Source organism: Streptomyces sp. NPDC107454 (genome assembly GCF_055582885.1).
Genome location: NZ_JBVJPA010000006.1, coordinates 151,259 through 174,763 on the forward strand (window position 1 = coordinate 151,259; position 23,505 = coordinate 174,763).

18 protein-coding genes and 3 pseudogenes are annotated in these 23,505 nt (G+C 69.7%); 13 read left to right on the forward strand and 8 right to left on the reverse strand.

Features of this window, described 5'->3' with window-relative positions; all coding sequences use genetic code 11:
- Nucleotides 1-20: 20 nt before the first annotated feature.
- From ACZ69M_RS16325 to ACZ69M_RS16345, 5 genes are all read right to left on the reverse strand, one after another.
- On the reverse strand, nucleotides 21-1,100 hold the full coding sequence (locus ACZ69M_RS16325; protein WP_470050396.1) for a 2-oxoacid:ferredoxin oxidoreductase subunit beta: 1,080 nt from the start codon (nucleotides 1,098-1,100) through the stop codon (nucleotides 21-23).
- A complete protein-coding gene (locus ACZ69M_RS16330) occupies nucleotides 1,093-3,024 on the reverse strand; it encodes a 2-oxoacid:acceptor oxidoreductase subunit alpha (protein WP_470050397.1) in 1,932 nt (643 codons plus the stop codon). The genes ACZ69M_RS16325 and ACZ69M_RS16330 overlap by 8 nt, the downstream gene beginning before the upstream one ends.
- A 309-nt stretch (nucleotides 3,025-3,333) precedes the next feature.
- The gene (locus ACZ69M_RS16335) at nucleotides 3,334-3,993 is read right to left on the reverse strand and encodes a LuxR C-terminal-related transcriptional regulator (protein ID WP_470050956.1); all 660 of its coding nucleotides are present in this window, start codon (nucleotides 3,991-3,993) and stop codon (nucleotides 3,334-3,336) included.
- A gap of 771 nt (nucleotides 3,994-4,764) precedes the next feature.
- The gene (locus ACZ69M_RS16340) at nucleotides 4,765-6,120 is read right to left on the reverse strand and encodes a sensor histidine kinase (protein ID WP_470050399.1); all 1,356 of its coding nucleotides are present in this window, start codon (nucleotides 6,118-6,120) and stop codon (nucleotides 4,765-4,767) included.
- Between the two features lie 275 nt (nucleotides 6,121-6,395).
- Nucleotides 6,396-7,688, reverse strand: coding sequence for a sensor histidine kinase (locus ACZ69M_RS16345; protein ID WP_470050401.1), 1,293 nt, complete (start codon nucleotides 7,686-7,688; stop codon nucleotides 6,396-6,398).
- Between the two features lie 382 nt (nucleotides 7,689-8,070).
- Here ACZ69M_RS16345 and ACZ69M_RS16350 point away from each other — a divergent pair, with 382 nt between their 5' ends.
- From ACZ69M_RS16350 to ACZ69M_RS16405, 12 genes and pseudogenes are all read left to right on the forward strand, one after another.
- Nucleotides 8,071-8,484 (forward strand): NADH-quinone oxidoreductase subunit A, encoded by a 414-nt coding sequence (locus tag ACZ69M_RS16350; RefSeq protein ID WP_352046379.1) that lies wholly within the window; start codon nucleotides 8,071-8,073, stop codon nucleotides 8,482-8,484.
- Nucleotides 8,475-9,089: an NADH-quinone oxidoreductase subunit B gene (locus tag ACZ69M_RS16355; protein ID WP_470050402.1), complete on the forward strand. Its 615-nt coding sequence runs from the start codon at nucleotides 8,475-8,477 to the stop codon at nucleotides 9,087-9,089. Before ACZ69M_RS16350 ends, ACZ69M_RS16355 begins: the two co-directional genes overlap by 10 nt.
- Nucleotides 9,086-10,480: an NADH-quinone oxidoreductase subunit C gene (locus ACZ69M_RS16360; protein ID WP_470050404.1), complete on the forward strand. Its 1,395-nt coding sequence runs from the start codon at nucleotides 9,086-9,088 to the stop codon at nucleotides 10,478-10,480. Before ACZ69M_RS16355 ends, ACZ69M_RS16360 begins: the two co-directional genes overlap by 4 nt.
- On the forward strand, nucleotides 10,477-11,445 hold the full coding sequence (locus tag ACZ69M_RS16365; RefSeq protein WP_470050406.1) for a complex I subunit 1/NuoH family protein: 969 nt from the start codon (nucleotides 10,477-10,479) through the stop codon (nucleotides 11,443-11,445). Before ACZ69M_RS16360 ends, ACZ69M_RS16365 begins: the two co-directional genes overlap by 4 nt.
- Before the next feature lie 2 nt (nucleotides 11,446-11,447).
- On the forward strand, nucleotides 11,448-12,194 hold the full coding sequence (locus ACZ69M_RS16370) for a NuoI/complex I 23 kDa subunit family protein (RefSeq protein ID WP_470050408.1): 747 nt from the start codon (nucleotides 11,448-11,450) through the stop codon (nucleotides 12,192-12,194).
- Nucleotides 12,191-12,844 (forward strand): NADH-quinone oxidoreductase subunit J family protein, encoded by a 654-nt coding sequence (locus ACZ69M_RS16375; protein ID WP_470050410.1) that lies wholly within the window; start codon nucleotides 12,191-12,193, stop codon nucleotides 12,842-12,844. Before ACZ69M_RS16370 ends, ACZ69M_RS16375 begins: the two co-directional genes overlap by 4 nt.
- Nucleotides 12,844-13,242, forward strand: a complete 399-nt coding sequence (nuoK, locus tag ACZ69M_RS16380; protein ID WP_054228323.1) for an NADH-quinone oxidoreductase subunit NuoK — start codon at nucleotides 12,844-12,846, stop codon at nucleotides 13,240-13,242. Before ACZ69M_RS16375 ends, nuoK begins: the two co-directional genes overlap by 1 nt.
- On the forward strand, nucleotides 13,239-15,230 hold the full coding sequence (locus ACZ69M_RS16385) for an NADH-quinone oxidoreductase subunit 5 family protein (RefSeq protein ID WP_470050412.1): 1,992 nt from the start codon (nucleotides 13,239-13,241) through the stop codon (nucleotides 15,228-15,230). Before nuoK ends, ACZ69M_RS16385 begins: the two co-directional genes overlap by 4 nt.
- 6 nt (nucleotides 15,231-15,236) lie before the next feature.
- Nucleotides 15,237-16,814 carry an NADH-quinone oxidoreductase subunit M gene (locus ACZ69M_RS16390; RefSeq protein WP_470050414.1) on the forward strand — a complete coding sequence of 526 codons (1,578 nt, stop codon included), beginning with the start codon at nucleotides 15,237-15,239 and terminating at the stop codon, nucleotides 16,812-16,814.
- Nucleotides 16,811-18,310: an NADH-quinone oxidoreductase subunit N gene (locus tag ACZ69M_RS16395; RefSeq protein ID WP_470050416.1), complete on the forward strand. Its 1,500-nt coding sequence runs from the start codon at nucleotides 16,811-16,813 to the stop codon at nucleotides 18,308-18,310. Before ACZ69M_RS16390 ends, ACZ69M_RS16395 begins: the two co-directional genes overlap by 4 nt.
- Nucleotides 18,311-18,478: 168 nt before the next feature.
- Nucleotides 18,479-19,342, forward strand: a complete 864-nt coding sequence (gene htpX / locus ACZ69M_RS16400) for a zinc metalloprotease HtpX (protein ID WP_470050418.1) — start codon at nucleotides 18,479-18,481, stop codon at nucleotides 19,340-19,342.
- A pseudogene (locus tag ACZ69M_RS16405) lies at nucleotides 19,339-19,455 on the forward strand (YccF domain-containing protein); the annotation flags it as partial. The gene htpX and the pseudogene ACZ69M_RS16405, both read left to right, overlap by 4 nt.
- A gap of 269 nt (nucleotides 19,456-19,724) precedes the next feature.
- On the opposite strand, the gene ACZ69M_RS16410 reads toward ACZ69M_RS16405, so the two are convergent.
- The 3 genes and pseudogenes from ACZ69M_RS16410 to ACZ69M_RS16420 all read right to left on the reverse strand — a co-directional run bounded on the left by ACZ69M_RS16410 (nucleotide 19,725) and on the right by ACZ69M_RS16420 (nucleotide 22,786).
- Entirely contained in the window at nucleotides 19,725-20,966 is a 1,242-nt protein-coding gene (locus ACZ69M_RS16410; RefSeq protein ID WP_470050420.1) for a recombinase family protein, read from the reverse strand.
- Nucleotides 20,967-21,241: 275 nt separating this feature from the next.
- A pseudogene (locus ACZ69M_RS16415) lies at nucleotides 21,242-22,019 on the reverse strand (hypothetical protein).
- 179 nt (nucleotides 22,020-22,198) lie between these two features.
- Nucleotides 22,199-22,786, reverse strand: a complete 588-nt coding sequence (locus ACZ69M_RS16420) for an ALF repeat-containing protein (RefSeq protein WP_470050422.1) — start codon at nucleotides 22,784-22,786, stop codon at nucleotides 22,199-22,201.
- Nucleotides 22,787-22,989: 203 nt separating this feature from the next.
- On the opposite strand from ACZ69M_RS16420, the pseudogene ACZ69M_RS16425 reads away from it, so the two are divergent.
- A pseudogene (locus tag ACZ69M_RS16425) lies at nucleotides 22,990-23,220 on the forward strand (alpha/beta fold hydrolase); the annotation flags it as partial.
- Nucleotides 23,221-23,505: the final 285 nt, after the last annotated feature.

The following is a 23,505-nucleotide window of genomic DNA, read 5'->3' on the forward strand; positions in this document are numbered from 1 at the left end:
GCCTCGAACGGTCGGCCCGCTCAGCCGACGACCGTCCAGGTGTCCCCGCCCGCGAGGAGCGTCGCGAGGTCGCCCTTGCCGTTCTGTTCGATGGCCGTGTCGAGCTGGTCGGCCATCTGGGTGTCGTAGACCGGTCGCTCCACGGAGCGCAGGACGCCGATCGGGGTGTGGTGCAGGGTGTCCGGGTCGGCCAGCCGGGAGAGCGCGAAGGCCGTGGTCGGGGACGCGGAGTGGGCGTCGTGGACCAGGATCTCCGCCTCGTTCTCCGGGGTGACGGTGACGACCTTCAGGTCACCGGTCAGCTGATCCCGTACGACACCCTTGTCGCGGTCCGCGCCGAAGCGGATCTGCTGCCCGTGTTCGAGCCGGATCACCGCTTCCTCGGCCTGCTGCTTGTCCTTGAGGGCCTCGAAGGCGCCGTCGTTGAAGATGTTGCAGTTCTGGTAGATCTCCACCAGCGCGGTGCCCGGGTGGGCGGCGGCCTGCCGCAGTACCTCGGTGAGGTGCTTGCGGTCGGAGTCCACGGTCCGGGCCACGAAGGACGCCTCCGCGCCGATGGCCAGGGACACCGGGTTGAAGGGCGCGTCCAGCGAGCCCATCGGCGTCGACTTGGTGATCTTGCCGACCTCGGAGGTCGGCGAGTACTGCCCCTTGGTGAGGCCGTAGATCCGGTTGTTGAACAGCAGGATCTTCAGGTTCACGTTGCGGCGCAGCGCGTGGATCAGATGGTTGCCGCCGATGGAGAGGGCGTCCCCGTCACCGGTCACCACCCACACGCTCAGATCCCGCCTGCTGGAGGCGAGGCCCGTCGCGATGGCGGGCGCGCGGCCGTGGATGGAGTGCATGCCGTACGTGTCCATGTAGTACGGGAAGCGGGACGAGCAGCCGATGCCCGACACGAAGACGATGTTCTCCTTGGCGAGGCCGAGCTCGGGCATGAAGCCCTGTACGGCGGCCAGGATCGCGTAGTCACCGCAACCGGGGCACCAGCGCACTTCCTGATCGGACTTGAAGTCCTTCATGGACTGCCTGGCCTCGGCCTTGGGCACCAGGCTGAGGGCCTCGATCGTGTCCGCGCTTCCTGCGGTCGTCTCAGCCATCGATGGCCTCCTTGAGCGCCGTGGCGAGCTGTTCGGCCTTGAACGGCATGCCGTTGACCTGGTTGTAGGAGTGCGCGTCGACCAGGTACTTCGCCCGGACGAGCGTGGCGAGCTGGCCGAGGTTCATCTCGGGGATCACCACCTTCTCGTAACGCCCCAGCACCGCGCCGAGATTCCGGGGGAAGGGGTTGAGGTGGCGCAGATGGGCCTGCGCGATGTTCTCCCCGGCCGCCCGCAGCCGCCGTACCGCCGCGGTGATGGGTCCGTACGTCGAACCCCAGCCCAGAACGAGGGTGTCGGCCTCGTCGGAGGGGTCGTCGACCTCGATGTCCGGGACGTCGATGCCGTCGATCTTCGCCTGGCGGGTGCGGACCATGAAGTCGTGGTTGGCGGGGTCGTAGGAGATGTTGCCCGTGCCGTCCTGCTTCTCGATGCCGCCGATGCGGTGCTCGAGCCCCGGTGTGCCCGGGATCGCCCACGGCCGGGCCAGGGTCCCCGGATCACGCTTGTAGGGCCAGAACACCTCGGTGCCGTCGTCCAGGGTGTGGTTCGGACCCTGCGCGAACTGCACCCGCAGGTCCGGAAGCTCGTCGACCTCCGGGATCCGCCACGGTTCGGAGCCGTTGGCCAGGTAGCCGTCGGAGAGGAGGAGGACGGGAGTGCGGTAGGTGAGGGCGATCCGGGCCGCCTCCAGGGCGGCGTCGAAGCAGTCGGTCGGCGTGCACGGGGCGACCACCGGGACCGGGGCCTCTCCGTTGCGCCCGTACATCGCCTGGAGCAGGTCCGCCTGCTCCGTCTTCGTCGGCAGCCCCGTGGAAGGCCCGCCGCGCTGGATGTCGATGACCAGCAGTGGCAGTTCGAGGGAGACCGCGAGCCCGATGGTCTCCGACTTCAGCGCCACGCCAGGCCCGGAGGTCGTGGTGACCGCGAGCGAGCCGCCGAAGGCCGCGCCCAGGGCAGCGCCGATACCCGCGATCTCGTCCTCGGCCTGGAAGGTGCGTACGCCGAAGTTCTTGTGCCGGCTCAGCTCGTGCAGGATGTCGGAGGCCGGGGTGATCGGGTAGGAGCCCAGGTAGAGGGGCAGGTCCGCCTGTTTGGAGGCGGCGATCAGGCCGTACGACAGGGCCAGGTTCCCGGAGATGTTGCGGTAGGTGCCGGTCGGGAAGGTCTTGGCGGCCGGGGCGACCTCGTAGGAGACCGCGAAGTCCTCGGTCGTCTCGCCGAAGTTCCAGCCCGCCCGGAACGCGGCGATGTTGGCGGCGGCGATCTCGGGTTTCTTCGCGAACTTGGTCCGCAGGAACTTCTCGGTGCCCTCGGTGGGCCGGTGGTACATCCAGGACAGCAGGCCCAGCGCGAACATGTTCTTGCTGCGCTCGGCCTCCTTGCGGGACAGCTCGAACTCCTTGAGCGCCTCGACCGTCATCGTCGTCAGCGGGACCGGATGGACGGCGTACCCGTCCAGTGAACCGTCCTCCAGCGGGCTGGCCGCGTAACCGACCTTCGCCATCGCCCGCTTCGTGAACTCGTCCGTGTTGACGATGATCTCCGCGCCGCGCGGCACATCACCGATGTTCGCCTTGAGCGCCGCCGGATTCATGGCCACCAGCACATTCGGCGCGTCACCGGGCGTAAGGATGTCATGGTCGGCGAAATGCAGCTGAAATGAAGAAACGCCCGGCAGGGTGCCTGCGGGCGCTCGGATTTCGGCGGGGAAGTTCGGCAGCGTCGAAAGATCGTTCCCGAACGACGCCGTCTCGGAGGTGAAGCGGTCGCCGGTGAGTTGCATTCCATCACCGGAGTCACCCGCGAACCGGATGATCACCCGGTCGAGCCGGCGTGTTTCCTTTACCCCCGCCGGTTTGCGCTGTTCTCCTACGACGGCTCCGTCGGCATGCTCCGCTGGGCTACTGACCTGGCTGGTCACTTAACTGGACCTCCTTCGAGGCGGCTGTCTGGGAGCGGCCTTCCCGCAGGCCTTCCCGGGATCAACCCTACGTCTGTAAGGGTCGCCTTCCCTCGGCCGTTCGCATGATGGACACCATTTTGAGATGGTTCGACGCCCTGACTTGTCATGACTTACTCGCCCCCGACGCTCCTCTGGAAGACGCTTCTACCTCATCCTTTGGTTCTCGTGCCCGTCTCGCGCCGCTCTGGTGCCGTGTCGGGCCCCTGTCCTTCGAGGGCGAATCCGTTCGGCCGACGCGGTGTGTTCGGCTGACCCAGTGTCAGTCCCTCAGGAGTTCAGATAGGTGAGGACCGCGAGAACACGCCGGTGATCACCGTCGCTCGGGGAAAGCCCGAGTTTCAGGAAGATATTGCTGACGTGTTTCTCGACCGCGCCGTCACTCACCACGAGCTGCCGCGCGATCGCCGAGTTCGTGCGTCCCTCGGCCATAAGTCCTAGGACCTCCCGCTCCCGCGGGGTGAGCCCGGCCAGTACGTCCTGCTTACGACTGCGCCCGAGCAGCTGCGCGACCACCTCCGGGTCCAGAGCGGTACCCCCCTGGGCCACCCGCACCACCGCGTCCACGAACTCGCGCACCTCCGCGACGCGGTCCTTGAGCAGGTAGCCGACCCCACGGCTCGAACCGGCCAGCAGTTCGGTGGCGTAGCGCTCCTCCACGTACTGCGACAGCACCAGCACCCCCACCCCCGGGTGATGCTTGCGCAGTTGCACGGCCGCCTTCACGCCCTCGTCGGTGTGTGTCGGCGGCATCCGTACGTCGGCGACCACGACGTCCGGCAGCGCGTCCTGGGCCGCCAGGTCGGTGATGGTCTTGATCAGCGCGTCGCCGTCTCCGACACCGGCCACGACATCGTGCCCGCGGTCGGTCAACAACCGGGTCAGGCCCTCCCTGAGCAGCACTGAATCCTCGGCGATGACCACCCGCACCCTGTCCTCCACGATTCTCGGCCCCCCACACCATTCCCCGACCCAAGCCGGCCGCGTCCCCGCCCATACATCAGCCCACAGCATCCCAGCATTCGAACCCACCCGCCCCCGAGCAAGGGGAATCAAGGGGAATCAGGGGGAGGGGGGAGGGGGAATGCGGGGGGCGCACTTTTGGCTCCGGGGTGGGGTTCAGGGGGGTGGCGGGCTTGGGCCGGCTGTGGGGAGCGAGGGGCGAGAGGGCGAGAGGTGGGGTCTGTGCGTGTTGGGGTGAGGCCTCTTGGCGGGGCGGAGCTCTGTGGGGGCTGGGGGTACGTGCGTGGTGGGGTTCGGGGCGGAGTCCTGTCGGGGGTGGGGGCCGAGCCCTGCGGGGGCTGGGGGCATGCGCGTGGTGGGGTTCGGGGGCGGAGTCCCGCGAGGTTCGGGGGCGAGGCCGGTCGGGTTGAGGGCCGAGCCCGGTCCGGTTTGGGGCTGCGCCCGGTCGGGTCAGGGGCAGCGCCCCGGCGGGGTACGGGGGCCGTCTGTGGTGGGGGTACGGGGGCCGAGCCCCGAGGCGGTCAGTGGCGCCGCCTGTGGTGGGGCGCGGGCGCCGCCCCGTGGGGGTCAGAGGTGACGGTTGTGGTGGGGTGCGGGGCAGCTGCCCCGCGGGGGCCGGGGGCGGCGCCCGTGGCGGGGTGCAGGGGCGGAGCCCCGCCGGGGGGCCGGGGGCGGAGCCCCGGGGATGGGACGGGTAGGGGCGGCGGGGGCGAGAAACACCCCACCCCCCACCCCCGCTCACCCCCGCCAGGGCAACTCCGCAGTAATCCGACTGGGCCCACCCACAGGAGAGTCCACCACCAAAACCCCGTCCACCGCATCGAGCCGCTCCGCCAGCCCCGCAAGCCCGGACCCACCGGAAACATCGGCCCCACCCACACCATCGTCGACAACCTGAAGCATCAACCGGTTCTCGACCCGCCACACATCCACCGTGGCCCGCGTCGCCCGCGCATGCTTACTGACGTTCTGCAGCAGCTCGGAGACGGTGAAGTACGCGATCCCCTCGATCGCCGGCGCCGGCCGAGCGGGAAGATCCACCTCCACCTGCACCGGCACGGTGCACCGCGAGGCCACGGAAGACAGCGCCGCATCCAGCCCACGATCGGTCAGCACGGCCGGATGAATCCCCCGCGCCAGATCCCGCAGCTCCTGCAACGCCGTCTTCACCTCACCGTGCGCCTCGTCCACCATCCGCGCCGCGGCCTGCGGATCCTCGGTGAGCTTCTCCTTGGCAAGACCGAGCCCCATCGCGAGATTGACGAGCCGCGCCTGCGCCCCGTCGTGCAGGTCCCGCTCGATGCGCCGCAGGTCCGCCGCGGCCGTGTCGACCACGACCCCCCGGTCCGACTCCAGCTCGACCACCCGGCTCGCCAGCCGCGACGGCCCGAGCAGCCCCGCCACCATCACCCGGTCCACCGTGGTCAGCGCCCGCACGATCCACGGCGTGGCCATCGTGATCAGCAGCCCCAGCAGCGCGGTGACGGTGATCTCGAAGGGGTTGTCCAGGTAGACGCGGTGCGTGCCGTCGCCGTAGAGCTGGAGCCCGCCCTGCCCGCCGTACACCGGGAAGAGCCAGAACCAGAGCGGATACGTCAGCATCGCCCAGCCGTACGCCCAGAAGGTCAGCGCCACCACGAACGAGAACACCGACCACGGGAACTGCACCACCGAGTACAGCAGATGCCGCCAAGCCGAACCGCTCTTGAGGATCGCCCCCATCCATGCGAGCGCCCCGTGCTTGCGCACCCGCAGGGGCTCCGGCGCGGCCACCTCGATCCCGAGCAACCCGCGCGCCCGCGCCCGCTCCAGCGCGCCGAACCCGAGGACACCGGCCAGGGCCGCGGCGAGCACCGGGATCCCCAGGAAGGTGATCAGCAGGCCCATGCCGAGCGAGAACATCGTGACGGCGAACGTGAACATGAGGATGCCGACCGGCAGGCCCGACATCACGTAACCGAACTCGCGCCAGCTGCGCGCCTCGATCGGCGCCCGCAGCGGTGTCGGGAGACGGTGCCGCCGCCCCTCGGCACCCGCCTCGTGGAATCCGGGCCCGCTCGGGTACCCGTACCCCTGTCCGTACTCCGTCGCCATCGGTCTCGTCCGTTCTGCTCGTCCTGCTCGTCGGTTCGTACCCCCCACCCTGCTGTTCTCGGCCCTTGCCGACCATGGAGCGGGTCGGCGTCTTGGGACGGGGGTTTTCCCTACCTCGGAGCCCGACGGAAGCCGCATGCCGACGGCCCCGGTCAAGGCGGACGCGCCAGGGCGGACGCGCCAGGGCGGACGCGCCAAGGCGGACCCGTCGAGGCGGACCCGCACAGGTCACCCCATAGGCCTGCCCGTCAGCCCCGTCAGCCCCGTCAGCCCCGTCAGCCCTGCCCGTCCCGCCGGTCCCCCCGGTCCCGCCAAGGCAGCTCCGCCGTGATGATGGTCGGGCCGCCGGGCGGTGAGTCGATGATGAACAGCCCGTCCACCGCGCCCAGCCGGTCCGCGAGCCCCGCCATCCCCGTACCGCCGTCGAGGGCGGCCCCACCGCGCCCGTCGTCCTGGACCTGTATGAGCAGCCGCTCGTCCGTCCGCCACACGTCGACGGACGCGGAGCGCGCCCCACTGTGCTTGCTGACGTTCTGCAGCAGCTCGGACACGGTGAAGTAGGCGATGCCCTCGATGGCGGCGGCCGGTCTCGTCGGGAGGTCGGCCGTCACCTTCACCGGCACGGTGCAGCGCGAGGCGACCGACGACAGCGCCGCGTCGAGGCCCCGGTCGGTGAGGACCGCGGGATGGATGCCGCGGGCCAGATCGCGCAGCTCCTGCAGGGCCAGCTTCACCTCGCCGTGCGCCTCGTCGACCATGGCCGCGACGGTCTCGTCGGCCTGCCCCTCGAGAATCTTCTCCTTGGCAAGCCCGAGCCCCATCGCGAGGTTGACGAGCCGCGCCTGCGCCCCGTCGTGCAGGTCCCGTTCGATGCGCCGCAGGTCCGCCGCGGCCGTGTCGACCACGACCCCCCGGTCCGACTCCAGCTCGGCGATGCGCCGCTCCAACTCGTCCGAGGGCGACAGCAGCCCGCGCACCATGGCCCGGTCGACGTTCGTCAGCCCCCGCGCGAGGAACGGCAGCACCGGCCACAGCAGGAACAACGACGTCAGCGTGACCGTGAACGTGACGATGCCCCACGGCAGCCGGATGAAGTCGTACAGCACCGTCCGCCAGGCCACCGAGTCCCGCAGGCTCGACCACAACCAGGAGAAGAAGCCCGTCCCGCGCACCGGCATCGGGCTCGGCTCGTCGATCCGCACGCCGAGCAGCTTGCGCGCCCGCGCCCGCTCCATCCGGCCCAGCAGCCGCGCGCCCCGCAGCCCGCCCGCGAGCAGGGGCAGCCCGATCACCGTCACGGCCAGCCCCGCGCCCGTGGAGACGAGCGTCACGACGTACACGAAGCCGAGGATCGAGACCGGCAGATTGGAGAGGAGATGCGCGATCTCCTTCCACGTCTGCCGGCCGAGTGCGAAACGTGGGGGAGGCAGCCGATCGCTGTCGGCCGCCTCGTCCGGTACATCTTGTGCATCTAGTACATCCGGTACACCCGATGTGCCCGGTATGTCCGAGGCTTGAGGCGTGTCCGACGGGCCGAGGGGGCCGAGGGGGATGATGCGTTCGGTCATATTGGCTAGCCTGCCCGGCGGCGAGCCGCCGCGCCATGAGGTCGACCGCCGCGATCCACTGGGGAAAACCCCACCCCTTGAGGTGAAAGCCGAGGCCGCCGCGCGGTGTACCTGGATGTGCTCGCGAGGTGAAATGGGAAGTGACCGCGAGGTGCGGACGGGAACCCGGTGACATCTGAGCCGGGCGAGTGCGCGAACCCGGCGACGGGCGATGCGGACGAGTCCCTGACATGTCCCCGATAGCCAATGCGTGACGGCCTGCTTACCGTCTCTTTAGCAGGCCCTAGACTCCCGTCCGTACAGATCGTCGAACGGGGCGCATCACAGCGTGCGCGACGGGGCGCGCGCCGGGCGCAACGAGGTCAGGGAGTGAGGGGCTGACGTGCCGGAACCGACCGTTGTCACGGCAACCGGGGCCGTCGTCGCGGCGGGCTACTTCCAGTCGTACTCGGTCGTCGGACTGCTCGCCGTCGTCGGCGTGCTCTTCGTCGCCGTCGCCTTCGGGGCGGGCCGCCTGCTGCGGCCGGTGATCCCGACCCCCGAGAAACTCCTGACGTACGAGTGCGGCGTCGACCCCGTAGGCGAGGGCTGGGCCCACACCCAGGTCCGCTACTACGTCTACGCCTTCCTCTACGTCATCTTCGCCGTCGACTCGATCTTCCTCTTCCCCTGGGCGACCGTCTTCGCCGCGCCCGGCTACGGCGCGGCCACCCTCGTGGAGATGTTCATCTTCCTCGGCTTCCTGGCCGTGGGCCTGCTGTACGCATACAAGAAGGGCGTCCTGACATGGACGTGACCCCCTCGGACGTGACCCCCTCGCTCTCCGAGCCGGTGCTGCTTCCCGAGCCGAAGCGGCTCGGCGCGCTCTCCCGGCTGGCCCCGGAGCCGATGAAGGTGGTCCTGAACTGGGGCCGCCGCTACTCGCTCTGGGTCTTCAACTTCGGCCTCGCCTGCTGCGCGATCGAGTTCATCGCCGCGTCGATGGCCCGCCACGACTTCATCCGGCTCGGCGTGATCCCGTTCGCACCGGGTCCGCGCCAGGCCGACCTGATGGTCGTCTCCGGCACGGTCACGGACAAGATGGCCCCGGCCGTCAAGCGCCTCTACGAGCAGATGCCCGAGCCGAAGTACGTCATCTCCTTCGGCGCGTGCTCCAACTGCGGCGGCCCGTACTGGGACTCCTACTCCGTCACCAAGGGCGTCGACCAGATCATCCCGGTGGACGTCTACGTCCCCGGGTGCCCGCCCCGCCCCGAAGCGCTGCTGCAGGGCATCCTCAAGCTCCAGGAGAAGATCGCCCGGGAGTCGCTGGGGGAGCGCTACAGCTCCTCGCCGCGTCCGTCGGCCGCCGCCCTCCAGAGCGACCTGGTGCGTCCGCCCGCCGTGGGGGAGGACCGATGACCGTCGGCTGGCTTCCCGCCCCCGTCGAGGAGCTCTTCGGCCCGGAGGCCACGGCCGAGGAGTCGTACGAGGTCCTGACGGTCGACGTACCGCCGAGTGCCTGGCTCTCCGCCCTGGAGACCGCGCGCGACTCGCTGGGCTGCACCTACTTCGACTGGCTGAGCGCCGTCGACGAACCCGGCACGGGCTTCCGCGTCGCCGCGCACGTGGTGGCCCTGTCTCCCGTACGCCGCCTCCTCGTCCGTACGACCGTCCCGCACTCGGCACCCGTCCTGGCCACGGCGGTCTCCGTGTACGCCGGCGCCGGCTGGCACGAGCGCGAGACCCATGAGATGTTCGGCGTCACCTTCGAGGGCCACCCGGGTCTCGACCCCCTTCTTCTCCCCGAGGGCTTCGAAGGCCACCCCCTCCGCAAGGACTTCGTCCTCGCCGCCCGCGTCGCCAAGGCCTGGCCCGGGGCGAAGGAGCCGGGGGAGTCCGATCACGGTGGTCCCAAGCGCCGCCAGATGCTTCCGCCCGGCGTGCCCGACCCCAACGACTGGGGTCCCCTGAAGGGCCAACTCCCCCCGGCCCCCGCCCGCCCGGCGCGCGGAGCGGCCCGAGCCGCCGGCGACCGCCCGGTACGGCGGGCCCGCACGGCGGGCGAGGGCTCAGCAAGCCAGACCACCACGACTGGCGACACGGGAACCGGTCCCGCCGCCGGTGCCACCACTGCTGCCGCTGCCGGCGCGCAGGCCCCGACGCCCGCTCGCCGGGCGCGCAGCGCCAGCCAGGGCTCGGCCAGCCAGCAGACCGAGGCCCCGGCTGCCGACGAACAGGCGACCTCGACAGCCGCCCCCGCGGCCCCGGAGGCCGCCGGGCCGACGCCTCCCGCCGGCCCCCGCCGTACGCGCAGCGCGAGCCAGGGCTCGGCGACACGGAGGACACAGGGCACCGAGCAGCCGCCCGCTGCCGCGGCACCGCGCAGCTCCGACGCCCCTTGGCACCACGCCCGCCCCGCGTTCGACGAGCCGCAACAGGAGTCGAAGCAGGAGCAGGAGCAGGAGCCGCAACAGGAGTCGAAGCAGGAGCAGGAGCAGGAGCCGCAACAGGAGTCGAAGCAGGGGCAGGGGCAGGGGCAGGAGCAGGAGCAAGAGCAGCAGCAGGAGCTGGCGCAGGCGCCGAAGCCGGAGTCCAGGTCGGAGTCGGAGTCGGAGTCGGGGGCCACCTCGGAGCCCGCGGCTGCCCCGAGCCCGGACCCCGAGGCCACCGCGAAACCCCCGGCATCCCCCGAGCCGGACTCCGAGCCGGACTCCGAGCCGGACCCCGGCTCCACCCCCGCTCCCGAAGACCCCGCTCCCGAAGACTCGACCCCCAGAACCCCCAGAAACCCAGCCGGAGGCACGCAGTGAACGACGCTCTCGACGTCGCCCTACGCCTCCTCGTCGTCTTCGTCGTGTTCCTGACGTTCCCCCTGATCGTCGGTCAGACCGAGCACAAGGTGATGGCCCACATGCAGGGCCGCCTCGGCCCGATGTACGCCGGCGGCTTCCACGGCTGGGCCCAACTCGTCGCGGACGGCGTGAAGTTCGCGCAGAAGGAAGACATCGTCCCCACGGGTGCGGACCGCCGTATCTTCCAGCTCGCCCCCGCCGTCGCCCTTCTCCCGTACCTTCTCGTCCTCCTCGCCATCCCGATCGGCCCGGGTGAGGGCGCCGTCGGCCAGCTCGTCGACGCGGGCATCTTCTTCGTTCTCGCCGTGATGGGCGTGGGTGTCCTCGGCTCGCTCATGGCGGGCTGGGCCTCGGCCAACAAGTTCTCCCTCCTCGGCGGCCTGCGCACCGCCGCGCAGCTCCTCGCGTACGAACTCCCGATGCTGCTGACCGCCGCCTCCGTCGCGATGGCGGCCGGCACGGTCTCCCTGCCCGGCATCGTCGCCGCCTTCGAGTGGTGGTGGGTGCCCTGGCAGATCGTCGGCGCGGTCGTCTTCTTCGTGGCGGGCCTCGCCGAACTCCAGCGTCCGCCCTTCGACATGCCCGTCGCCGACTCGGAGATCATCTTCGGCGCGTACACCGAGTACACCGGCCTGCGTTTCGCACTCTTCCTCCTTGCCGAGTACGCCGGAATCGTCGTCCTGTGCGGTCTGACCACCGTCCTCTTCCTGGGCGGCTGGCACGGCCCGTGGGGTGCCGACGGCCTCGGCTGGCTCTGGACCCTTCTGAAGACGGCCCTCCTCGCCTTCGTCGTGATCTGGCTGCGCGTCACCTACCCCCGCCTGCGCGAGGACCAGCTCCAGAAACTCTCCTGGACCCTCCTCGTCCCCCTCTCTCTCGCCCAGATCGCCCTCACCGGCATCGTCAAGGTGGTGATCTCGTAACCATGGCTGAGCCTCTCCCGTCCACCCGTCCCCGCATTCCTGGCTCCGGACTCGCCAAGGGCCTGGCCGTCACCCTCCGCACGATGACGAAGAAGACCGTCACCGCGCAGTACCCGGACGCCCAGCCCGAACTCCCGCCCCGCTCCCGCGGCGTCATCGGCCTGTTCGAGGAGAACTGCACGGTCTGCATGCTGTGCGCCCGCGAGTGCCCGGACTGGTGCATCTACATCGACTCCCACAAGGAGACGGTCCCGGCGGCCGCCCCCGGTGGCCGCGAGCGCAGCCGCAACGTCCTCGACCGCTTCGCCATCGACTTCTCCCTGTGCATGTACTGCGGTATCTGCATCGAGGTCTGTCCTTTCGACGCGCTGTTCTGGTCCCCGGAGTTCGAGTACGCGGAGACCGACATCCACGAACTCACCCACGAGCGCGACAAGCTCCGCGAGTGGATGTGGACGGTTCCGGCCCCGCCCGCTCTCGACCCCGGCGCCGAGGAACCGAAGGAACTGGCCGCCGCCCGCAAAACCGCCGACAAACTCGCCGCCGAGGCAGCCGCAGCAGCCGACGCAGTCGAACTCGCGGCGCGGACAGCCCAGCAGGCTGCCCAGCCCGAACCCCCGGCCGGCGGCACGACCACAGGCACAACCTCGGACGCGGCCTCAGGCACGATCACGGACGCGGCCTCAGGCACGGCCTCAGGCACGCCCGAGCCCTCCAAGCCCTCCGACCCGCAGGACGGTGCGTCGTGAGCCTCGCAGCAGCCACGGTCGCCGCGGCGCGGGCCACGACCACCGCCGCCGAAAGCCACGGCTTCCTCTCCCCGACGGGCGTCGAGATCGCCTTCCTCCTCGTCGGCCTGGTCACCTTCGGCGCCGCGATCGTCACCGTCACCACCAAGCAGCTGGTGCACGCCGCCCTGTGGCTGGTGATGACGCTCGGCGGCCTCGCCGTCGAGTACCTCCTGCTCACGGCCGAGTTCATCGCCTGGGTGCAGGTACTCATCTACGTCGGTTCCGTCGTCGTCCTCCTTCTGTTCGGTCTGATGCTCACCAAGGCGCCGATCGGCCGCTCCCCGGACGCCGACTCCGGCAACCGCTGGGCCGCCCTCACCGTGGCCGTCGCCGCGGCCGCCGCCCTCGTCTGGGTGGTCGTGGACGCGTTCCGCACCACTTGGGTCGACCTGAAGGGCCCCGCCGCCGGCTCCACCGAGGTCACCGGAGCGAGCCTCTTCCAGAACTGGGTCCTCCCCTTCGAGGCGCTCTCCGTCCTCCTCCTCGCCGCCCTGGTCGGCGCGATCGTCCTCTCCCGCAAGGCGAAGGCCGACGCCACCACCAAGGCGGACGGGGCCACCCCCGCGGATTCCCAGAGCCGCCGGAGCGAGAAGGAAGGGACCCGCTGATGCACCTCGCCTATCCCGCCGTGCTCTCCGCCCTCCTCTTCTGCACGGGCCTGTACGGAGTCCTCGCGCGCCGCAACGCGATCCTGGTGCTGATGTCCGTCGAGCTCATGCTCAACGCCGTCAACCTGAACCTCGTCGCCTTCGACGTCTGGCTGTCCAGGACCGCCCGCGACACGCTCCACTCCGGCCAGGCCCTGACCCTGTTCACCATCGCCATCGCGGCCGCCGAGATCGGCATCGGCCTGGCGATCGTCCTCGCCGTCTACCGGGGCCGCGGGACCTCGGACATCGACAAGCTCCGCGACACCGCCGAGGGCCCCGCCCCGGACGGCTCCCACGGCGACGGCACCGAAGAAGCCCCCGTCACGGGAGACGAGAAGGCTGAGGCCACCGCGTGACCACGACCACCCTCGCCGTCCTCGTCCCCCTCCTTCCGTTCCTGGGCGCCGCGGCCGGACTCCTCCTCGGCCGCACGGCCCCCGGCTATGTCCGCCCCCTCGCGGTACTCCCGTCCCTCACCTCGCTCGTCCTCGCCGTACTGGTCGCCGTGCGCCAGGGCGGCGGCCAGGCCATCAACGCGGCCACCGAACTGACGCCCACCGGCTCGGTCCCGATCGAACTCTCCCTGCACATCGACGGCTTCGCCGCTCTCGTCGCCGTACTCGTCGGCGTCGTCGCCTCCTGCGTGCAGATCTACTCGACGGGTTACCTGCGCAACGACCCGCGCTACCCCTCCTACGCCGCTCTCGTCTCCCTCTTCACCTCCGCGATGCTGCTCGTCGTCTACTCCGGCGACCTGATCGTGCTCCTGGTCGGCTGGGAGGTCATGGGCATCTGCTCGTACTTCCTGGTCGGCCACTACTGGGAGACCCCCGAAGCCCGCGCCGCCTCGATCAAGGCCTTCCTGGTCACCAAACTCGGCGACGTCCCCTTCCTCATCGGTCTGTTCGCCCTGGGCACCGACGCCGGGTCCTTCCGCATCACCACGGTTCTCGGCACCGTCGCGAGCGGGGGACTGCACCATCCGACGCTGATCGCCCTGCTGCTCCTCGCCGGTGTGGCGGGCAAGTCGGCGCTCTTCCCGCTGCACACCTGGCTGCCCGACGCGATGGCGGGCCCGACACCCGTCTCCGCCCTGATCCACGCGGCGACGATGGTCGCGGCCGGTATCTACTTCGTCGCCCGGCTCCTCCCCGTCTTCCAGGCCTCCTCGGCCGCGATGGTGGTCCTCGCCGTCATGGCCGCCGTCACGATGGCGGGCTCGGCACTCGCCGCACTCGCCCAGGACGACATCAAGCGCGTCCTCGCGTACTCGACGATCGGCCAGCTCGGATACATGGCCGGTGCCCTCGCCGTCGGCGACCGCGGTGCCGCCGTCTTCCACCTCCTGTCCCACGGCGCCTTCAAGGCGCTGCTGTTCCTCGCCGCCGGCGTGATCATCCACGCCTCCGGCACCAACTCGCTGGCCGTCATGTCCCGTATGAGCGGCCTGCGATCCCGCGTTCCCGACGCCTACTGGACGATGACCGTGGCGCTGCTCGCGCTCGCCGCGATCCCGCCGTTCAGCGGCTTCTTCTCCAAGGAGGCCGTCCTCGGAGCAGCCGAGCACGTCGCCACCGGCCACACCGAGCACGCCCCCGGCTCCGCGGGCTGGATCGTCCTCGTCGCCGGTCTGGTCACCGCCGTACTCACCGCCGCGTACGCGACCCGGCTGTGGCTGCTGGCCTTCCACGGCCGGGGCGTCGAAGCCCCCGACCACGGCAAGGAGCCGGGCAGCATGACCGTCGTGCTGTGGGTGCTCGCCGTCCCTTCCCTCGCTTTCGGGCTCGCATACGGCCCACTGCCCGACTGGTTCGACGGCCGCGACCTGACACCGGTCCTCACCACCTCCGTCCTCGGCACGGGCCTTGCCCTGGTCGGCGGGATCGTCACCTACGGGGCCTGGCGGCACACCACCGCGCTGGCTGCGCCCATCCCAGCGGGTGCGGTCGCGGCCCACCCCGACGCCGACGCCGGGGTGGTCGAGGCAGAGGCGATCGCCAGCCACGCACCCGCGTTCGGAGACGTGGCCTACGCCCCCGACCCGGCAGATCCCGGACGGCTGCTGCTCGGCCCGCTGCACCGGCACGCGGCCGTCGGATTCCACCTCGACGCCGTGTACAACGTGCTGTTCGTCCGCCCCGTCCAGGCCGGTGCCGCACTCGTGCGGTTCCTCGACCGTGAGGTCGTCGACACCTACGTACGCGGTGCCGCCGCCCTACCCCGCCTGCTCGGCGCCGCCGTACGGCGCGCGCAGACCGGCAATGTGCAGACCTATGTGAGCGCGCTGCTCGCCGGCACCGTCGTCCTGGTGGTCGCCGCCCTCCTCGTCGCCACGGGAGCGTGAGCAGGCGTGATCGATATCAGTGAGTCCGTGATGCAGATTCTTCTCGCGTTGATCGTCGTCGGGCCGCTCATCGGCGCCGCCGCCGCTCTCCTGCCCGCGCCGCCCGGACTGAAGGGGAAGTCACCGGACCAGGCCGTGCTGCGGCACGGCGTGATCGTCACTGGCGTGGTGCTCATCGCCGCGGTCGTCCTCGCGCTCGGCTTCGACCACGACCATCCGTCGAAGATGCAGGCCACGACGGACATCAGCTGGATCCCCGCACTCGACGTGCGGATCCACCTCGGCATCGACGGCATTTCCCTCCCCCTTCTGGTCCTGACCGCGCTGCTGACCTTCCTCTGCGCGCTCTACAGCTACTTCAAGATGCCTGCGGGGCCGACCCCGAAGGCCTTCGTCGCACTGCTGCTCGTCCTCGAGTCCGGCACCCTCGCGACCTTCGCCGTCCTCGATCTGCTGCTGTTCTTCCTCGCGTTCGAGATGGTGCTCGTCCCGATGTACTTCCTCATCGCCCGGTGGGGCGGTGCGCAGCGCCAGGCCGCGGCCTGGAAGTTCATCCTCTTCACACTGCTCGGTTCGGTCGTCATGCTGCTGGGCCTGCTCCTGATCGGAATCAAGGCGGGCACATTCGACATGGTGGCACTCGCCACTGACAACGGCCGGTCGCTGAGTACATCCGTGCAGGTCATCGCCGTTTTGTCGATCGGAATCGGGCTCGCGGTCAAGACGCCGATGTGGCCGCTGCACAGCTGGCTGCCGGATGCCCACACCGCCGCGCCCACCGTCGGCTCGGTCCTGCTGGCCGGCGTACTGCTGAAGATGGGTACGTACGGTTTCGTCCGGATTCTGCTGCCGATCGCGCCGGGTGGGATGCACACCTTCGCCCCCTACCTCGCCGCCTTCGCCGTGGTCGGGATCATCTACGGATCCCTGGCCTGCCTGGCCCTCGCGAAACAGGGTGCGAAGGGCGATCTCAAGCGGCTCATCGCGTACTCGTCCGTCGGTCACATGGGATTCGTCCTGCTCGGCATCGCGACGATGACTCCGACCGGCGTGAACGGCGCGCTGTTCGCCAACATCGCCCACGGTCTCATCACCGGGCTCCTCTTCTTCCTCGTCGGGGCGCTGAAGGACCGCACGGGCACCACCGACCTCGACACCCTCGCCGAGGAGACCGGCGCCGCGCTCTACGGCAAGGCTCCGCGTCTCGGCGGACTCCTCGCCTTCGCCGCCGTCGCCTCGCTCGGGCTCCCGGGCCTCGCCGGATTCTGGGGCGAGATGCTGGCTCTGTTCGGCGCGTTCAAACCCGCCGCCGACCTCAGCCGTCCCGCGTATCTGACGTTCATGGCGATCGCCGCATTCGGCACGCTGCTCACGGCCGCGTACATGCTCGTCGTCGTACGCCGTGTGTGCATGGGCGAGACCCCGGGGCAGGAGGCGCCGAAGCTCGCCGACGTCCAGAGCTACGAGTTCGCGGCCTGGACGCCGCTCGTCGCCCTCACCGTCGTCGCCGGTCTGTGGCCCAAGGCCCTCCTCGGCCTGACCGACCCGGCCGTTCAGCAGCTCCTCGCAGGAGGCACCCGATGAGCTCCCTGGTCCAGTCCGTCGACTGGCTCGCGATCGCGCCGCCCACCCTCGCCGCGGTCGTCGGACTCGTCGTGCTCGTCGCCGACCTCTTCATCGGAGAGGAGAAGAAGGCGGTACTCGGCTGGGTGTCGGTGGCGGGGCTCGCCGCGTCCGCACTCATGCTGCTGCCCCTCCGGGACGGCGACCGCGCCACCTTCTGTCTGACGGGCGACGCGCACGCCTGTAGCTACACGGCGGACCGCTTCACCCTCGTCATCCAGTTCCTGGTCCTCGGCGGAGCGCTCCTGGCGGCACTGCTGTCGGTCACGGCCCTGAAGGACGCCAACAAAGACCTCCCCGAAGGGGAGTTCTGGTTCCTGTTGCTCTCCTCGGCCGCGGGCGCCGCCCTGCTGCCCGCCTCCCGCGACCTCGCGACGCTCATCGTCGCCCTCGAAGTCGCCTCACTGCCCGCCTTCGCGCTCGTCGGTATCAAACGCGGCGACAAGAAGTCCTCCGAGGCGGCCCTGAAGTTCTTCCTGTCCTCCGTCACCGCGACCGCCGTCAGTCTCATGGGCGTCAGCTTCGTCTACGCGACGACCGGCAGCCTCTACCTGACCCAGATCGCGGACAAGATCCAGCACGTCGACGGACAGTTCCACACTCTCGCCCAGGCGGGCGTCGTTCTCACCCTTGTCGGCTTCGCCTTCAAGACGGCTGCCGTGCCCTTCCACTTCTGGGTGCCCGACACCTACGTAGGGGCGCCTTTGCCGGTCGCCGCCTACTTGTCGGTCGTCGGCAAGGCGGTCGGCTTCTCCGGCCTGATCCTTGTCACCGTCGTCGCCCTTCCCTCGTACGGGGACGTCTGGGGCCCGGCGCTCGCCGCGCTGGCCGCCCTCACCATGACCGTCGGCAACGTCGGCGCCCTGCGCCAGCAGGCCACGCGCGCGTACAGCGCGGTCCGCCTGCTCGCCTGGTCCTCCGTCGGCCAGGCCGGCTACCTCCTGGTCCCGATCGCGTCCGCCGCCTACTCCAAGGACGCCGCGAAGGCCATCGGCTCCACCGTCGCGTACGCCCTGATGTACGCGGTGGTGAACCTCGGCGCCTTCGCCGTGGCCGCCCTCGTCGCCCGTACGAGCCCCCTGAACCGCATCAGCGACTACCGGGGCCTGTACGCGAGGAGCCCCCTGTCCGCGCTGATCCTCGGCTTCTTCCTGCTCTGCCTCGCCGGACTGCCGCCGGGCATCATCGGGCTCTTCGCCAAGGTCACCGTCTTCGCGGCGGCCGTCGACGCGGGGCTCGGCTGGCTGGCCGTGGTCATGGCCGTCAACGTCGTGATCGCGCTCTTCTACTACCTCCAGTGGACGACCCTGCTCTTCCGCGCCCCCGAGGGGGAGCCCGAGAAGCACCGCGTCCCGGCCCCGCTGACCGCCGCGATCGCCCTGACGGCCGTCCTGGGCATCGCCCTCTCCGGAGCACCCCAGCTGGTCCTGCGCTTCTCCGCGACCGGCCTGTTCTGAGGCCGTCACCCGGACCGTCACCCGGACGGTCCACGTGCGCTGTCGCGCGCACAAGGGAACTAGTGCTCCCCGCCTGGCGTTGACCAGTGCGGGAGGTTCCACTGAAAAGTGGAAGCAATGCATCAGCAAGCAAAGGGTTCCCCTGCCGCACCACTTGGAGGGCGTACCGTGCACCGCCGGCACAATGGGCTCAGGACCGCCGTACTCCTCGGGGGACTGTCCGCACTCATCATCGTCATCGGCAGTTTCTTCGGGCGTACAGGCCTCGTCGTCGCGCTGTTCATCGCGATCGGGACGAACGCGTACGCGTACTGGAACAGCGACAAACTGGCTCTACGCGCGATGCGCGCACGCCCGGTGAGCGAATTCGAGGCCCCGGCCCTGTACCGCATCGTCCGGGAGCTCTCGACCCAGGCCCGCCAGCCCATGCCGCGCCTGTACATCTCACCGACCGAAGCGCCGAACGCGTTCGCGACGGGGCGCAACCCGCGCAACGCGGCGGTGTGCTGCACCGATGGAATCCTGCGCATCCTGGACGAGCGCGAGCTGCGCGGCGTCATCGGCCACGAGCTCAGCCATGTCTACAACCGCGACATCCTGATCTCGTCGGTCGCGGGCGCCCTCGCCTCCGTGATCATGTTCCTGGTGAATTTCGCCTGGCTGATCCCGATCGGCCGTTCGAACGACGACGAGGGCCCCGGCATCCTCGGCATGCTGCTGATCATGATCCTGGGTCCGCTCGCCGCGTCCCTCATCCAGCTGGCCATCAGCCGCTCCAGGGAGTACGAGGCGGACGCGTCCGGCGCCCAGCTCACCGGCGACCCCCTCGCCCTCGCCAGTGCCCTGCGCAAGCTCGAGGCGGGCACCAAACAACTGCCGCTGCCTCCCGAGCCGCGCATCGAGACCGCGAGCCACATGATGATCGCCAACCCCTTCCGCCCGGGTCAGGGAATGTCGAAGATGTTCTCCACGCACCCGCCGATGGCGGAGCGCATCGCCCGGCTCGAGCAGATGGCAGGTCGCCAGCAATGAAGACAATCCTCAATGTCATTTGGCTCGTCCTGAGCGGCTTCTGGCTGTTCCTCGGCTACTTGGCCGCCGGCGTGCTGCTGTGTATCACCATCATCGGCATCCCGTTCGGGATCGTTCTTCTGCAATCAGCATCGCGCTCGGGTCGACCCGTCCTTCGATGACCATCGAGGGCAGTAGCTGAAGCTCCGGGAGAGGGACCTGTTCTACGTCCGCCAGGGCAGCGCACACACGGCTCCAGGTGTCGTCGGACGTCCAGGTGTTGAAGTGCTTCGAAGCCTGGATGGTGGCCCCGGTCTCCTTGACCACAACGGGCCAGGACTTGCCGGTGCGTGCCTTATTGAAGATGGCGTCGACGGATCGGCGAACGGTGCCCCGGCGCCCTTTAGGGAGTAGGGGAGCGACACTTTGCCCACTCCTCGTCGGAGAGTGCGGCAGCAGGGACGCCGAGGCCAGCAGCGGCGTACCAGGCGCGAACGGTGCAGGGGACGCCGCCGCGCCGATCGTCGGGCACCGGGCCCGTGATCGTGACCTTTAGTTCCAGCATGGACAAGATGGCCGCTTGCTGCTCCGGGGCCATGTCCGGGAACGACTTCTTCGCCATGCTTGCCAGCGCGATGAGGTCCCGGGCGCGCCGGTCGGACTCCTCCATCTCCGCAAGCCATTCGGCCGCCTCGTCGCGCAGGTTCTGAAGCTGTTGGAGTTCGTCGTTCAGAACGGCTGTAGCCGTTTCAATAGCGTCGGCTGACTTGCTTTGCTTGGCCGAAGCGATGATGACGGCCGTGATCGAAGCGTTCATACCCTCGATCTGGTGGTCAAGGGCTGCGATCCGGTCGACCAGGGCAGTGGTGTCCACTTCCGCCATCCCGATCCATTCGGCAGCCAGCGCCTGGAGCTTTTTGCTATCGCTCGCGATCTCGGTGACGTGCTTCCACACATGGCGCTCAAGCGCGTTGGCGTCGACGCGCGAGCAGCCACACGACTTCTTGCTAGGGTCTTTGGGCGCGTTGCCGGAGCATCGGTAGAACCGGGCACCCTCCCGTGTTGGGGTGAAGCTGATCCCCGCATATGTCTTTCCGCAAAGGCCCAGGAGCCGACCGCTCAGCGGATAGAACCACCGCTGCCCACTACTCTGCTTCGCCGTTTCGGCGACCTTGCGTCGAAGCTCCGCGCTCTGTTCCTCGGTCAGGATCCGAGGCAGATCAATCCGTACGGAGTCGCCCCAGATGGGATTGCCGTTCTCGTCGGTATTGGCGTGCTTTCCGCGGAAGACGAGTACACCGTCGAGGACAGGCGTCGACATGATGCGATCCCGGAGGTTGTCGCGCGTCCATGTCTTGCCGGAACGCGCCGTGACCCCTTCGGCGATGAGACGGATGGTGGCCTTGCGAAGGTTGAGCCCTTCGCCGACGACCAAGTCGTACACATGCCGGATGATCTTCGCCTCGTCCTCGTCGATCACCAGGTATGAGCCGGGGGTCCCCTTGTTGGCGATGCGGTAGCCGTACGGCGGACGCCCGCCGATGTGCGCCGCTGGTGTCAGTTCGGCCTTCTCCTGCAAGCCGCCCTGAGTGCGGTCGCGGATCGTCTCCCACTCTGTCTCGGCGTAGTCGGCGTCACGGCGCATCTTCTTGCGCCCTTCGGTCGTGGTGTTGTCGTGCGTCGGCGACGACAGCGATTCACCCTGTCCTGCCCCACGCTAACGAGATTCAGGCCATTGGCGAGCGGACCGCTGCCACTTAAGGGAGGTCTTCCCCGTGGGGTGCCTGCGGCCGGCGGTCCGCGCCCATGCGACGAGCCCGTTCTCGCGAGCCGACCGGAGCCGAATGCGGGCGGCAGATTCAGGGAGCCGCGCACACGTGGGAACCGTGCGCAGTGGGCAGAGCGCAGGGGCGGGCCCGATCAGTTGGCCGACGTGTTCCGTGTCATCTCGGCTGCCTCGGTGATGGCGCGTTGTCTGAGATCGCCGAACAGCTGCATCGTGACGGCGGCCAGGACGTCGTCCCCGCCAACAGTCCGCCCGTCCCCGCGGCGGGTGGACAGGGCGAGGAGGGGGTCCTTGAGCAGCGGGGCCGGGGCTGGCTCGCCCGGCATCACCAGACTGACTGTCCCGAACTGCTTGACCCCGCCCTCGCGGACGACCTTGGCCGCGTCCCGGGCCAGGGCCGTCAGGAACACGCTCGCGATTCCGTCCAGGTCGCGGACCATCGCCGGGACCGCCCTCACCCCCCCGGCTCCCCAGCAGCCTTCTCACCCCGGCCTCGAACCGGTGGGCGCCAGCCACACCACTCGGTGTACGCGCCCCGCGGCGCTCACGAAGAGACACGAGCGCACCATCGGCGTTGCGCACCTCGCCCATCAGGCCGTGGAAGGTCGGGCTGTGCAGGTACCACGCCGATCCCACCTCCACCTCGACGTTCCGGTCGATCGCCGAGATGAGGTCCTTGGGAATCAGCCTCTTCCTGGCCTCCTCGGCCGCCGCGCTTCTCGCGCCGTCGATGATCTCCGTCAGCACGGTCCGCGTCACCGACGCGGCGGCCCACGCGGCCGGCCGGGAGACATGCAACGAGGTCACGTCCCTGAACACCGCTTTGACGAGCTGAGGCTTGACCGGCAGGTCGGTCACGACGGAAGCGGTCTGCGGACCGCTGCGCTCGGTGCGTAGGGGTTGTGTGGTCATCGAAGAATGTGCTTTCTGCTGTCGGAGGTGTCAGTGGCCCATGCCGCACCGGGCGGCGAGACCACAGAGCTCTGCGGAGGGCGCCGAGCCGGCACAGGGCCTGCCGGGCGGGGCCGCCGGCACACAGAGGTGCAGGCGGCCCCGCCCGGGCGACGCGCTGTGGTGCGGCGCCGTGCCGGTCAGGCGACCTGGTACCTGCCGACTTCCAGGAAGTGGCGCAGTGCTTCGGGTGTGTTGTCGTCGAGGGCGGCGTTGGCTGCCGCGCGCAGGGCCGGGCTGATGGACGGGTCGGCGAGGATACGGGCGATGGCGACGCGGTCGTCCTCGGCCTGGGCGATGCGGTAGCCGGTCTCCAGCCAGGCGCGGATCGCGTCGGAGTCGTTGGCGTCTAGGAGGGCGTTGACCTCGGCGATGACGCGCCGGCCGCTGTCGGGGTCGGCGAGCAGGCGCGTGATGGCGACGCGGTCGTCCTCGGCCTGGGCGATGCGGTAGCCGGTCTCCAGCCAGGCGCGCATCGCCTCGGGGTCGTTGGCGTCCAGGAGGGCGTTGGCTTCTCGTGTCACACGCCGGCCGCTGTCCGGGTCGGCGAGGATCCGGACTATGGCCACCCTCAGGTCGTCGGCGTCCGGCTCGTCCGCGGACGAGGACACCGCGGGCACCGTCATCGCGGTCGGTGCCGCCGTGGCGGCGAAGGACGGGGTGGCGAGCAGGAGGGCCGGGGCGAGGATGCCCGCGGCGATGCCGGGCGCTACGCGATGCAGTCGCAAGGGGAATGCTCCTCTTCGTTTGCTACGGAGGTGAGTTGAGGACGCCTCAGGGCGTTCACTTCGGTGATGCTGCCACCTGGGTCTGACAGTGGCAGTTGCCCCGCTGCGGTCGCAGGGCACCGTCGCCGCGGACGTGGCCGGTGTTTCATGGCGGCGCGCCTTCGAGAAGGGCGGCCTTGAGCGCGGCTCGTGGCTGTCGGGGCATGATCGGGGCGAGACGATTCCTGGGGGCGGTCGTGGTGTGGTCCGAGCGTGTGGTGGTGCGCGACGGGGTTCGGCTTGTCTGCCGGGACCGGGGCGGGCCGGGGGAGCCGGTCGTGCTGCTGCACGGCTTGGCCGGTCATGCGGGTGAGTGGGAGGTGGTGGCCTCGCGGCTGATTGCCCGGTATCGGGTCGTCGCGGTCGATCAGCGCGGGCACGGCGCGAGCGAGCGTCATCAGTACGCGCCGACATCCACCTCAGCCTGCTCCAACTCGCCTACAGCATCATCTGCTTGAGACGACTCCGAACTTCATTCTGAAACGATCAGTTAAGACGGACTGGCCCGTCGACTAAAGGTCGGGCAGCCGTTCGCCCGCTGCGGGAGGCCGGCCCTCCTCTAGCCAGTAGAGGTAGCTCTGCAAGTCGGCCGCCAGGCGCCCCGCCAGGTAAGACTCATAGTCACGAACAATGTCGGCCAGGTGTGGCCGTGGCCAGTCGATTGAAGCATCCCCTCAGCG